A 13,497-nucleotide genomic window follows, 5' to 3' on the forward strand; every position below is an offset into this window, starting at 1 on the left:
GCCGTATGCGGACCCGCATGTACGGTGGTGTGAGAGGACGGGGGCTAGCCGCCCCCTCCTACTCGATTGAGAACCACTTCATCATTTGGACTATTAGATCCTCTTCTCTGTATAAATAATAATTATTGACAATTGTATATGAACATATTTATTATGTTCATATAGTATAGAAATAATATAATATATATAGAGAAAGGTTGTTAGATCATGACTCAAAGTTCGTTCCGACCTCCTTCTGTTCCGCTTGTAACGGTAGATCCTTATTTTAGCGTCTGGTCATCCGCCGATCGTCTGACGGATGATTTCACCCGCCACTGGACGGGACAAAGGCAGGCAATGACGGGATTAATTCGAATCGATGGGAAGACATGGCGTTTTGCGGGGCGGGTAGAACCCCGTGCCGAGAGATACTATTCGGAGCCTCCGGCCATGGAGCAGACTCAATTGAAAGTTACTCCGCTTAGCACCGTTTACTCGTTTGAAGCTTCTGGCGTGGCGCTTGATGTTCGTTTCAGCACACCGCTTTTATTGGATGATTTAGATGTGTTGTCAAGGCCTGCTTCTTATATTTCGCTTGAGGCACGCTCGATTGACGGCAGATCACATGACGTGTCGATCTATTACGATGTCACGGGAGAATGGTGCGTGGATCATCCAGGGCAAGCCGTCGTAAGGGAACAGGGCGAAGCCGAAGGGTTAATCTGGCAGCGAATGAGCCATGAAGAACAAGCTTATCTAAACAGGACGGGTGACGATCTAAGGATCGACTGGGGGCATTTTTATTTATGTGCGGGAAAATCAGAGCAAGTTAAGACGTATGCCGGTTCGGCAAACCTGCGCAAATTGTTCGTGAGGAACGAGGGGATTGCGGGTGGAGTTGCCCCTGAGTCACCGCTTAAGGTCGGTGAAGACCAGCCGGTTATGGCGGTTGTTTTCGAGTTGAGCAATCTCGGCAAAGATGCAGTCGACAACCTCGTTGTGCTTGCTTATGACGATGTTTATGCCGTGGAGTATTTCGGCAGTCCATTGCAGGCTTATTGGAAACGAAACGGCAAGCTCACTTCGGAGATGCTTTCGGAGGCGTATTCAGAATATGAAACCCTTAAGGAGCGCTGCGAAGCATTCGACCGGCAGGTACTGGCTGATGCAAAGGAATCGGGAGGAGCCAAATACGCGGATATTCTCGCATTATCCTACCGACAGGCCATCGCTGCGCATAAATTAGTAACGGACACAGAAGGGGAGCTCCTGTTCTTATCCAAGGAATGCTACAGCAACGGCTGTATGGCAACCGTAGATGTGAGTTATCCTTCCATTCCCCTGTTCCTTCTCTATAATCCAGCGCTTGTGGAAGCGATGATCCGGCCGATCTTCAAATATGCCAAAAGTGATGCGTGGCCATTCGAATTCGCCCCTCACGATATTGGACAATATCCGGTCGGCAATGGGCAGGTGTACAGCGATAACGCAAGGGAAGGGCAAATGCCTGTCGAAGAGTGCGGAAATATGCTGATCATTGCTGCCGCTGCATGCCTTGCTGGAGGACAAGCGGAATTTGCTCTTTCAGAAATGGAACTTCTCAAGGAGTGGACTCATTATCTGATGGAATTTGGCCTTGATCCAGACAATCAACTATGCACCGATGATTTTGCAGGCCACTTGAAGAGGAATGCAAACTTGTCCGTGAAGGCCATTATGGGCGTGGCGAGCTATTCTATTCTGAAGTCGGTCATAGGTAATGAGGAGGAATCGCTTCATTATTTGAGCGTGGCAAAAGAAATGGCCAGTAAATGGAAAACGATGGCAGATGATGGGGATCATTCTAAGCTTGCGTTCGGTCAAGAGGGAACCTGGAGCTTGAAATACAATTTGATTTGGGATTTGATATTCGGCACTGGATTGTTCGGGGAAGAGGTATTAAGCAGGGAGGTTGCCTGGTATTTGGAACGCCAAAATGAATATGGTACTCCGCTGGATAGCCGGGCCACCTATACGAAAGCCGATTGGCTCATCTGGTCGGCTGCATTGGCAGAAGAACGTAACGATTTCATAAAGCTGGTGGAACCGTTATGGAAGATGCTGAACGACACACCTGATCGCGTACCTTTCTCCGATTGGACAGACACGATTACTGCCCGTCAGCTCAATTTCCAGCATCGCAGCGTAGTCGGCGGTTTTTACATTAAGCTGCTGAAGGACAAGGGAATAAAGCGAGTTTAAAGTTTGACTTCTTATTGCCTCCAGCGGTCTAAAGACCGCAGGGGGCATTTGTTGTCTCGGCTTGATTATGGACTAGACTATCTCATTATGACTTCGGAATCCTCGCTATGATTTCAGTCCCAACATTTTGTTCGCTGATCACATGCAGCTTCCCTCCGAATGATCTGATAATTTGGAAGCTTACCATCATGCCTAAGCCTGTCCCGCTTTCTTTCAAGGAATAATAGGGAGAGCCGAGCTGCTCCACTTCCTGCTTTGACATCCCATTTCCCTGATCTTTGACGCGGATTTCCACCTTTGAATCGTCTACAGAACTGCATGTAACCCACATCATTCCGCCGCTCGGCATGGATTCAATCGCATTCTTCATAATATTGATCAAGAACTGTTCCATTTTTTGGGCATTCCCATAGATCGAACAGCCGCCGTCAATGCTGGTTTGGATGATGACATTTTTGCTAAGGGCATAGTTTTGAATTAGATTCACAGCTCGTCCTAGTTGATTTCCCACATCGATGTCTTCACTACAATCCAAAGTTGGTTTTCCCATATTCAAAAAATCGTGAATGATATGATTAGCATGATCCAATTCTTCAATGGAAAGCTTAATATACCGCTTCTCCTTATCCGGCAAGTCGGTCTTATTAAGCAATTGAAGAAAGCCTCGGGTTACCTGCAGCGGATTACGGATTTCATGGGCAAACACGCCGGTTAAGTTACCAATGATGCGTAACCTTTCTGCATTTTGAAGTTCTGTACGCATCGTATGTATCTCTGCCATATTCTCATTTAATGCGGTTATCAACCAGGTAAGACCAGCGGCGCATCCGAAGTGGATGATTTGGATTGTTATGCTCTGGGTTGTGACCCCCCTTAGTATGCCGGCCAAAGATGCACCAACGATGCAGTAATACGATGATAGGATGACGGCTAATTTCATTCGCTTGGATTTTGATGCAGCTGCGAATGTTTTCTGGAAATAAAGGATGACAGAAAATCCGCAGATAATAGCCAGCAAAGAGTTATAAAAGCCTGGATTCATGCCTAAGTATAAACGATAAAGACCGACCAAAAAGGCTAAGAATATGCCGGTCCTCTGACCGCAATACAAAGTTCCGATCAGCAAGGGGACGATTCTGAAGTCAAGATACATCCCGTTCCCGTAGCTTACTGGAAATGACATACAAAGCAATACCGAACTCCCCCATAGGACGGCCAGAAACAGATTCGTGTGTTTTTTGATTCGAATATGGCCTAACAAATAGGCTTGAAAAATACCGACAGGCACAATGATTAATGATAATTGCAGCAGCAAATCTTTGAGTATACTCAAGCACGGTCACCTTTTCAAGTATTATTTTTCCATTGGATACACAGCTTGTCATTCAGAATGCTCACTATTAGTCATCGAAATTGTACATTATATTTGAATTATTTAATAGGATGTTTGAATGAAAATATGTCCTTTTTTAGAAATTAATTTCAGCAGGATGACTATTGTTTGGGAGAAGTATCCGTTCCTTGATCGACAATTTTTCCGACTATCAGCTCCTGTTCCCGCTGCTGAGAGAGCAATTCAAGATAAATTTCACTAAGCGGGGGCGGCACTTCATTATTACCCAAACTTTCAAGGGTGAATCTTCGCTCCCGTTCTTTGTTTCTATGAATAAGAAGGTTGATCGAATAAAGCTTTACTGTCAATTGAAGAAGGAGAGCTGTACCCAGCATAAATGCCCCTGACTTCCAAGATGATGTTAACCCTAAGACTAGTACGGAGAAAATAATGGCTGGGCAAATAAAAAGAGAAGTAAAAAGGAGCATTAAAAATCGGGATAGGAATATCTTGAAAAAAATCATACGCCACTCCCTTTATTAATTGGTTACATCATTAATATGCGGGAAGGGGTTATCCTTATTTTTATTGGAATTAAGATTAGCGAATAAATATGATTATGCTTCAAATCGAGTTGAATCTTAAAGATTGAGAATAATCATAACGCGGTATATAATAAACGCAATCGTATTGATGGAGGGATTAGTGTTTTGATGATGGCCGTATTCTTGACAGTTGTTATCAGTTAACCAACTGAATAACGCGAATGGCATGAGAGAAGCCCACAACCTATAGTTCGGGGTTCTGTTTTCCATGGTTTTCTACATGCATTCGGCTGTCTAGGAACGGAATATTCAAACACGCTCTTGTCAACAGGCATACCCTTCTAGAGGGTGCCTTGTTTGTGTACATGAGAGACGCGAATGGACTTTTGTTCATTTGCGTTTTTTTGTGCCCAAAAAATCAAATACGAAGGGGAAATAAGGAAATGGCGCATTATTTTGCAACCGTATTGCCGGGACTGGAATTCGTTCTGAAGAATGAGATTCAAGTTAAGATTGCTGATGCAACGATTCAAAGCTTAGAGCGGGGCAAAGTTTATTTTAAATCCAAACTGCCGGCAGAGGCATTAATGATTCTTCGGACTGCCGACAATCTTTTTAAACTGATTCATAGGTTTAAGGTCGGCCCCCATAAGATTCATTTAGCTGCTATTAAACAAGAAATATCCCAATTCGACCTGTCTTGGGCGTATTGGAAACGATCCGGAATCATCAGCTATAAGGTCAATGCCAGCCGAATTGGAAAACACACATACTCCCGTTTTGAGGCGGCAGAAGCGGCTGCGCAAGGAATTGCGAAGGGCAATTCTCGTTGTCAAGCTAGTGCTGGAATGCATGAAATGGAGTTTCGGCTTGATATTAACGAGGTTGACGCGGTCTTCGCTTTGAGGCTGACTGATGCCTCATTTCGTTATAGGAAGGAGGAGAGAAGGTTCACACAAGCAGCTTTGAGGCCTACCGTAGCTCATGCGCTTGTCTGGTTATCGAATCCTGAAGAGACGGATATTTTTGTTGACCCATGCTGCGGTTCAGGCTCGATACTGTCCGAGCGGATCACTTATCCTTACTTCCAAATAGAAGGAGGGGATCTGTCAATAGAAGCTGTGGAAGCTTCTACAGAAAATACCGGCAATCATAATCAAGTAAGGATTCATCGATGGGATGCCCGTCAGCTGCCATTGGATGCCGGTTATATCGATAAAATGGTTACCAATCTGCCCTTTGGCCGGCAAATCGCAGCAGACGAAAATCTTCCCGGACTGTATTACGATATCTTCAAGGAAATGAAGCGGGTGTTGAACAAAAATGGGAATATTCTTTGTTTAACGGATGCGGATGCTGCATTGCAAATAGCTGCCGAGCGGGTTCAGGTCACCTACTCGAAGGAGATGACTATCAGCTTAAAAGGGCTGCATCCGACACTATATGCGCTCAAAAAGCAATAATTCAATCGGACATCGGGACAACCTGCCGTCACGGAAAGTACAGCAGCCACAGCTCAAGCCATTCAATTAACGAATAAAATGAGTTCAATAATAAGAGGCTGCCGAGGCGGATGATCCGAAGGCAGCCTCGGCATATGGAAAAAGGACCCTGAGGTCATGCTGCTTCTATTCCGAATCCGAACTGGGATGGGAGAAAAGAAACGCGCCGGATAGCTTCTGTCCATCTAATCCCTCATTTTCCCTTACAATTTTACAAATGACGCAGCGATTATACAATACGTTAAATGGAATGTGATCTATAATGAACAGGTACAAGCAGCAAATAACCCATTCAAGGAGGAGCGGCGTAAAGACGAAAGGCGAAGTTGTAATCGATTTCATCTTAAGTTCAAGCTAAATGGAAAGCGCATACATAATCGAAATAGAAAAGGCGAATGCGAATGGACATTAAGATAATTGATGTCGCGAGAACCGCTAAGGTATCTCCAACCACGGTATCCAGAGTGCTGAACAACAGTCCATTAGTGAAACAGAGAACAAGAGATTCGGTGCTCAAGGTGATCGAGGAACTTAACTATGTGCCTCATGCTGCAGCTAAAAACTTAAGGCTGCAGAAAACGATGACCATCGGCATCATTGTATCGGATATCAAAGTTTCCTACAACGCGGATATCGTCAAGGGCATCCAAAATAAGGCTTACTCAGAAAAATATAAAATCGTTATTTGCGATACCCAAAACGATATGGAGATTGAACGTGAATATCTGCGCTTGCTGATGGACCGGAGTGTGGATGGCCTGATCTTGATCGCCACAATGCTGACGGAACAAGAGATTACGGGGATTGCAGATCGAGGCTATGCCGTTGGCATCATCGGACGCAGCATAGAGCATGACAAGGTGTTGAATGTTCATACCGATAACGTAAAGGCTGCAAAAGAAGCGGTAGAGCATTTGATTGCACAAGGCCACCGCGAAATCGTATTTTTGAGCGGATACCCAAATGCCAAGGACAGTTTCGATCGTTTGGAAGGTTATATTAAAGCTTTAAGCGCTCACGATATCCCTTTCCGTCCTGAACTTGTGGAGAATGGGAACTTCAATAAATCCGGAGGCTATGAAGCGATTAAACGCCTCACCTTCAAAGGAGCCCTGTTTACAGCCGTCTTTTCCGCCAATGATGAAATGGCGCTGGGCGTGTACGAAATTTGCCATGAAATGGGGAGAACGATTCCCGAGGAACTCGCTATTATCGGTGTTGATAATGATAGGGTATCCAAGTATTTGAGCCCATCCCTGAGCACGATCGACCAACCCAAATATGAAATGGGTTTTATGCTGGCTGATAAGCTGATTCGGTACATGAATGGAGATTTCAAGCAGCCGCGACTGACTATTTTGGAATCCCGGCTGCTCATTCGCCGATCGTCCGATTATCCAAGAAAAGGGATTAGCTCAAGCGAATAACAGTAAAAATGAAATCGATTTCGAAAAAAATGAGGCAATCGCATCCTTGTATTGTTTTTCTTTCAATCCCAAAATGTAAACGATACCATTAACCATTCTATCACTCTCGCTGGAAAAGAACCGGCAGCATAGCCTTCTGATTCTACCTCGGATACATTACACCATGTGTATCAATATAAATTTGAAATGGGGGACTATGAATGAAAACCAACAAGATTGTTACCGTGTTCATGATTGTCACTTTTGTATTGGCGATGCTGGCAGGATGCTCCAGTCAATCGAATGATTCCAAGGAAAGCGCAGTGAATAACAAAGCCAATGAACAGACTCCCGATCCGTCTGCCGATCCGTCAGCGGAGCCGACGCCAACGCCTGAAGAAGAGCCGGCATGGCAAAAGGAAAAAATTTCGTTGAAGTTTGCCAGTTGGGAAGATGAAAAGGTTGTTAAGCCCATGCTGGATGCTTTTATGGCGAAATATCCAAACATAACGGTCGAAAAAGACCAGTCGATCAACTGGCCGTGGACCGCAGCCCTAACAACGGCGGCAAGCGCGGGCAATTTGCCGGATGTATTCAGCCTTGAGAGCGTAACACCGGGTGTGCAAAACGATTGGCTGTACGACATTAGCCAATTATGGGACAACGATTCGGAATCGGCAACTGTTTACCCCAATATCGCAAAGTACGGCGTATATGGAGGCAAACGTTTGGCTGCTCCTACTTGGCAATCGATTATGGGCGTGTTTGTGAATAAAAAGTTGTTCGAAAAGGCTAACGTTCCACTGCCGAAGTACAACTGGACGATCGATGAAATGGTTGATTTGGCGAAAAAACTGACCAATACGAAAGATCATATTTTCGGTATCGACGGTCCTTGGGGAGATCTGTCGTTCGAATCTTATTGGCCGATGCAGAATGACGCTTCTCTTGGTTGGGGCACCTTTGACGGCGAGAAATTCAATATGGGACATAATCAGGACTGGATGAACGGCTATAACACCAAAGTGGAGCTTCGCCGCTTGAAAGTCGAAGAGAATATGACTGTTGATGAGAAGAAGAAGGTATTCGGTGACGAGAACGCCTGGGTATTCCAAAAAGGCAATGTAGCCATGGGAATTGACGGCTCTTGGAACATCGGCTGGCTTCCGGGTGAGCTGCAGAAAGCCGGTGCCGGTGAGCTGGATTTCTACCCTTACCCTGGAGGCAAAGCGGGTCAGCGTTTACCGATTATTCTTGATTTCGCCGGTATTTCATCCACGACTAAAAATCCGGAAGCTTCTTTCGAATTGTTGAAATGGATGTATTGGAGCAAAGAAGGCTTGCTGAAACGGATTGAAATTTACGAAACGCTCGGCAAGAATATTTCGGATTTGTTCCCAGTCAGCAGCGATAAAGAAATATGGGATAAGCTGAAAAGCAAAACGACGATACCGGGTGTTAAAGCCATGATGGACATGCTTGATACCGGTGTGCCTGACAATGGCAAATCGCTCCCTGGTCTTCCTGAATATGACCAATGGTTTGCAGAACAAAAAATTGCCGAAAAAATCGACAAAGGTGAATTTACACCAGCCGATAAAGCGCAAGAAATAGAAGATAAGCTCAATGAATTTGTAACGAAAGCCAAACAAGCTTTAGGGGAATAAGGGAAGGTCCTAAGTGCGAAAGGTTTGCTCAGGCCTTTCGCACTTATCACTTTACAAGGCAGGGAGAAACCATGAAAAAAACAGTAAAAGCTCTGATTTCATTCCTCGTGTTCGTATCGCTGTCCTGCAGCAATTGGAATGGGCAGATTGCTTATTTGGAAGGCAATAAGACAGCCGAGGCCGACGTAAAGGCTCCAGCCAAGACTGATGCCGGTATTCTGGAGCAAAACTATTCCGATCTGTTGGAAACGTGGAAAAACATTCCGCCTGTATCCCCATTCCGGGTTGTTGCGAAGCCGAATACAAGTGCTGCTGATCCAAGCAGGATCACTTCGAAGGCAGACAGCTTCGGTTATCCTTCGGATACGATCCGCTTTAATAACAACGCCGAGATGACGTTCGAAGTGAATGTGAAACAATCCGGACTTTATCAAATCGCATTCGATTATTACATCATGGATACAAGTATTTTACCGACAGAAGGGTACGTCAAAATTAACGGACAGTATCCATATTATGAAGCGCGGCGCATTATTTTTCAGAATCTATGGGAAAACAATACGCAAAACCTGAAAACGGACCGCTACGGCAATCAACTGCTTCCAAGACCAGCGAAGGCGGAGGGCTGGCAAACCACATACGCTTATGATTCCAGTTACTTCCATATGGAGCCGTTGAAGTTCAAGCTCAGTGAGGGTAACAATCAAATTACAATCGTGAATACAAGAGGGGATATGCTGCTGGGAGACGTCATTGTCCAGTCCCCGTTACAGCAAGATACATATGAGCAATATTTGGAACTTCAAAAAGTGAAAGCGGCCGAGCCGGAAGATGAGAATATCGTCATTACCGAAGGTGAGAATTACACGTATAAAAACGATTCTTCCATTCGCGCAAGCTCGGAGAAGAACAGCGCGCTGACTCCTTACGATTCAGAAAAGCGGCTCTTGAACATCATTGACGGAACATCATGGCTGAAGGGCGGTCAATCAGTTACGTGGAAACTTAACGTTCCGAAGAGCGGATATTACCATCTGGCTTTTAAGTACAAGCAATCGATTAAATATGACCTGCCCGCATTCCGGAAAATTGAAATCGACGGTCAAGTTCCGTTTCGCGAGCTGGAAAACTATCCATTTCCTTACGGGGACAGATGGCAGAATGAAACGCTTGGAAACGGGGAGAAGCCCTATTTGTTCTATTTGGAGCAAGGAGATCATGCGCTTCGCCTAACTGTGAATTTATCGAATCTGCGTCCCCTTGCCGAGGACATGACAGCGATGATGAACGAAATAAACGCGCTTACACTGAAAATTCAAAAGCTGACCGGCAATAAATCAGATGTTTACCGGGATTGGGCGCTCTCGGAATATATTCCGAATTTGGACAAGACGCTGAATGGCTGGGCGGATCGGCTGGATCAGCGGTATAAGCAGGTCGACCTTTATAATCGGGATACTGCTGAGATCGAAGAATTGATTAATCTGAAGCTGGCAGCCAAACAGCTGAGAAAGCTGGCGAAGGATCCGGATGCGCTGCCGAACCATTTGGATCTGCTTTCCCAAGGCTCCAGTTCTGCTTCTCAATATATGGGAGATCTGCTGCAGCGCATTACGGAGTCGCCGCTGTCCATCGACAAGATTTATACCTATCAAAATAATGAACTGCCTGCTCCGACAGCCGGATTGTTCAAAAGAATGAAGGAGAGCTTTAAGAGCTTCTTCATGTCCTTCGGCAAGAAACAATACTCCACGGCGAAAGACAGCAATGGCGAGCTGGAGGTTTGGGTGAACCGTCCGCGCCAGTACGTTGAATTGCTGCAGAAAATGATCGACGAGCAGTATACGCCAGAAACGGGCATCAACGTTAAGCTGTCGATCATGCCGGACGAGAACAAGCTGATTCTGGCCAATGCTTCCGGCAAACAGCCTGATGTGGCCCTTGGCGTAAGCAACTACTTGCCATACGAGCTCGCGATACGGGGAGCCGTCATGGATTTGCGGAAATTTGGCGACTACAGCGAAGTGATGAAGCAGTTTTCAGAGGGAGCGATCATTCCGTTCGCTTTCGAAGATGGCGTGTACGCCCTCCCCGAAACGCAAAATTTCTGGGTGCAGTTTTACAGGAAAGACATTATGGATTCGCTCAAGCTGCCCATTCCGAGTACATGGGACGACGTCGTGAACATATTGCCTGAATTGCAAAGACTCGGCATGAACTACTATGAACCGAATGCGCTGTACCGCGGCTTCAAGCCTTTCACGACAACAACGCCTTTCATTTACCAATTTGGCGGTGAGCTGTTCGACAAGGACGGCATGTCTACCGCGATTGATAGTGAAAAGGCGCTGGAAGGCATCAAATTCATGACGGATTTGTATACGATCTACAACGTGCCGGAGGACGTTCCGAATTTCTATAATCATTTCCGCTATGGCACGCTGCCGATCGGGATTTCAGATTTTTCAACGTACATTCAGCTGCGTACAGCGGCTCCGGAAATAGCGAACTGGTGGAAGATTACGCTTCATCCCGGCGTGGAAAAGGACGGCCATGTCGTACGCTGGGCCCCGGCCGGCGGTCAATCCGGCATGATCTTCAAAGATACCGGGCATCCGCAGGAATCGTGGTCATTCTTGAAATGGTGGATGTCCGCAGATGTTCAGCTGGAATATGCCAATTCGCTGCAGACGGCTTACGGCGAAACGTACATGTGGAATACGGCTAATCTGTCTGCTTTCGAACAGCTGCCTTGGCCGGAGGAAGATAAGAAAGTGATTCTGGAGCAATTTAAGTGGGTCAGAGAGCCGTCTCGCGTCCCGGGTGCTTACATGGTTGAGAGGGAAATCAGCAACGTATGGAACAAGGTTGTATTTAACGGGAAAAACCCGCGTACGACCATTGATGACTCTGTCATTCGAACCGACAGGGAAATCAAGAAGAAGATGGAGGAATTCGGTTATTTCAAAGACGGACAGGTCGTGAAGCCTTATCCGGTTCCTACAATATCGACAATAAATAAGTGGGTAGAGCGATGATGAGAAAACGAAAATGGAACGAAGCGTATTTGTTTTTAACCCCGTATTTGCTCATGTTTATTACGTTTATAGTCATTCCGGTAGCGGTCGCCATCTATCTGTCGTTCACGTATTTCAATACGGTAGAGAAGCCGAAGTGGATCGGATTTAAAAACTATATTGATTTGTTTACACACGATGATGTTTTTATGCAGAACGTGCTGCCGAACACAATCAAATTTGCCTTAATCGTCGGTCCCGGCGGCTATATCATCTCTTTCCTGCTGGCATGGATGCTGGCGCAAATCCCGTCCAAGCCGAGAACGGTTCTGGCGCTGATCATTTATTCACCGTCCATGACCTTTGGTGTTGCAATGTCCGTCGTATGGACAATTATATTCAGCGGGGACCAGTCCGGCTATTTAAACAGCTTTCTGATGAATATGGGCTTGATCCATGCTCCGGTACAGTGGCTGCAATCACCGCAGTATTTGATGACGATCATGATCATCGTTTCCTTGTGGAGCAGCATGGGGGTCGGGTTCCTGGCAATGCTTGCCGGTGTACTCAATATCGATCAGTCCATGTATGAAGCGGCTTATATTGACGGGATCAAAAACCGTTTTCAAGAGATTTTCTATATTACGATTCCTTGCATGAAGCCTCAAATGCTGTTCGGAGCCGTTATAGCTGTCGTTTCCACCTTTCAAGCCGGAGATATTGGCGTACAGCTGTCCGGTGCAAATCCGACGCCGCAAAATGCGGGCCAATTAATTGTCAACCACATTGCGGATTACGGTTTCATTCGTTATGAGATGGGATATGCCGCAGCGTTGTCCGTCCTGCTGCTGGTTGGTATTTATGTGCTCTCCAAATTTTCTTGGAAGATGTTTGGTGAAAAAGAATAGACGGAGGTTCTTTGCAATGTCATACCAAGGTACAAAAATAAATCCGACGCGGTTTCACACGAGCCAATTTAAATTTTACGCCATTTTAATCCCGCTTGCTGTTTTTATGGGCTTGCCGATTATATTCATCATCTTTCACGCCTTCAAACCGCTTGACGAACTGTTTGCCTATCCGCCGCGTTTCTTCGTGCAGAAGCCGACGATGAAAAACTTCGTGCAGCTGTTTCAGCAAACGTCGTCTTCGGGCATTCCGCTCAGCCGGTATTTGTTTAACAGTGTAATCGTTACAACGTCCGTCATGTTTCTCTCCGTCTTTATGAGCGCATTGGCGGGCTATTCATTATCCAAGATGAAATTCAAACTAAGAGGGGCTCTGTTTGAGGTCAATACGCTCGCATTGATGTTTGTTCCGATCGCTGTGACCATTCCGAGATATTTGGTCATTGAAGAAGCAGGAATGATCGATACTTACTGGGCGCATATTTTGCCGCTGCTCGCGATGCCTATAGGACTGTTTCTATTGAAGCAATTTATTGACCAGGTGCCAGAGGAGCTGAAGGAAGCGGCGGTTATGGATGGCGCAGGGGAGTTCACGATTTTCAGAAAAGTAATCGTTCCCGTCATTAAACCGGCACTTGCGACGGTTGCCATTCTATCTTTTCAAGCCGTTTGGAATAACGTTGAGACGTCTTCTCTGTTTGTGGACGATGACAGCTTGAAGACCATTCCATTTTTTATGAGCACGATTGTTTCGGTTCAAGGAAATTCAGTGGCAGGTCAAGGGATGTCCGCTGCAGCCACGCTCATCATGTTTTTGCCGAATCTGTTTATCTTCGTTCTTCTGCAAAGCAAAGTGATGAATACGATGGCGCATTCCGGACTGAAATAACAGGAGGACA

At 45.8% G+C, this 13,497-nt stretch carries 9 protein-coding genes; 7 read left to right on the forward strand and 2 right to left on the reverse strand.

What is annotated here, in order from left to right; all coding sequences use genetic code 11:
- Positions 1-207: 207 nt before the first annotated feature.
- Positions 208-2,220: a glutaminase family protein gene (locus tag ACFPYJ_RS12335; RefSeq protein ID WP_379188443.1), complete on the forward strand. Its 2,013-nt coding sequence runs from the start codon at positions 208-210 to the stop codon at positions 2,218-2,220.
- A gap of 85 nt (positions 2,221-2,305) precedes the next feature.
- On the opposite strand, the gene ACFPYJ_RS12340 is transcribed toward ACFPYJ_RS12335, so the two are convergent.
- Positions 2,306-3,553: an ATP-binding protein gene (locus ACFPYJ_RS12340; protein WP_379188444.1), complete on the reverse strand. Its 1,248-nt coding sequence runs from the start codon at positions 3,551-3,553 to the stop codon at positions 2,306-2,308.
- Positions 3,554-3,714: 161 nt separating this feature from the next.
- Positions 3,715-4,077, reverse strand: coding sequence for a hypothetical protein (locus tag ACFPYJ_RS12345; protein WP_379188445.1), 363 nt, complete (start codon positions 4,075-4,077; stop codon positions 3,715-3,717).
- A 464-nt stretch (positions 4,078-4,541) separates the two neighbouring features.
- Here ACFPYJ_RS12345 and ACFPYJ_RS12350 point away from each other — a divergent pair, with 464 nt between their 5' ends.
- The 6 genes from ACFPYJ_RS12350 to ACFPYJ_RS12375 all read left to right on the forward strand — a co-directional run bounded on the left by ACFPYJ_RS12350 (position 4,542) and on the right by ACFPYJ_RS12375 (position 13,487).
- Positions 4,542-5,561, forward strand: a complete 1,020-nt coding sequence (locus tag ACFPYJ_RS12350) for a methyltransferase domain-containing protein (RefSeq protein WP_379188446.1) — start codon at positions 4,542-4,544, stop codon at positions 5,559-5,561.
- A 440-nt stretch (positions 5,562-6,001) separates the two neighbouring features.
- Complete coding sequence (locus tag ACFPYJ_RS12355) at positions 6,002-7,027, forward strand: LacI family DNA-binding transcriptional regulator (RefSeq protein ID WP_379188447.1); 1,026 nt, start codon at positions 6,002-6,004, stop codon at positions 7,025-7,027.
- 200 nt (positions 7,028-7,227) lie between these two features.
- Positions 7,228-8,673 carry an extracellular solute-binding protein gene (locus tag ACFPYJ_RS12360; RefSeq protein WP_379188448.1) on the forward strand — a complete coding sequence of 482 codons (1,446 nt, stop codon included), beginning with the start codon at positions 7,228-7,230 and terminating at the stop codon, positions 8,671-8,673.
- 71 nt (positions 8,674-8,744) lie between these two features.
- Positions 8,745-11,711, forward strand: a complete 2,967-nt coding sequence (locus ACFPYJ_RS12365; RefSeq protein ID WP_379188449.1) for an extracellular solute-binding protein — start codon at positions 8,745-8,747, stop codon at positions 11,709-11,711.
- Complete coding sequence (locus ACFPYJ_RS12370) at positions 11,708-12,598, forward strand: carbohydrate ABC transporter permease (RefSeq protein ID WP_379188451.1); 891 nt, start codon at positions 11,708-11,710, stop codon at positions 12,596-12,598. The genes ACFPYJ_RS12365 and ACFPYJ_RS12370 overlap by 4 nt, the downstream gene beginning before the upstream one ends.
- Positions 12,599-12,614: 16 nt before the next feature.
- On the forward strand, positions 12,615-13,487 hold the full coding sequence (locus ACFPYJ_RS12375) for a carbohydrate ABC transporter permease (protein WP_379188452.1): 873 nt from the start codon (positions 12,615-12,617) through the stop codon (positions 13,485-13,487).
- The last annotated feature ends 10 nt before the right edge of the window (positions 13,488-13,497 follow it).

Origin of the sequence: Paenibacillus solisilvae (assembly GCF_042656405.1) — a bacterium.
Lineage (GTDB): Bacteria > Bacillota > Bacilli > Paenibacillales > Paenibacillaceae > Paenibacillus_Z > Paenibacillus_Z solisilvae.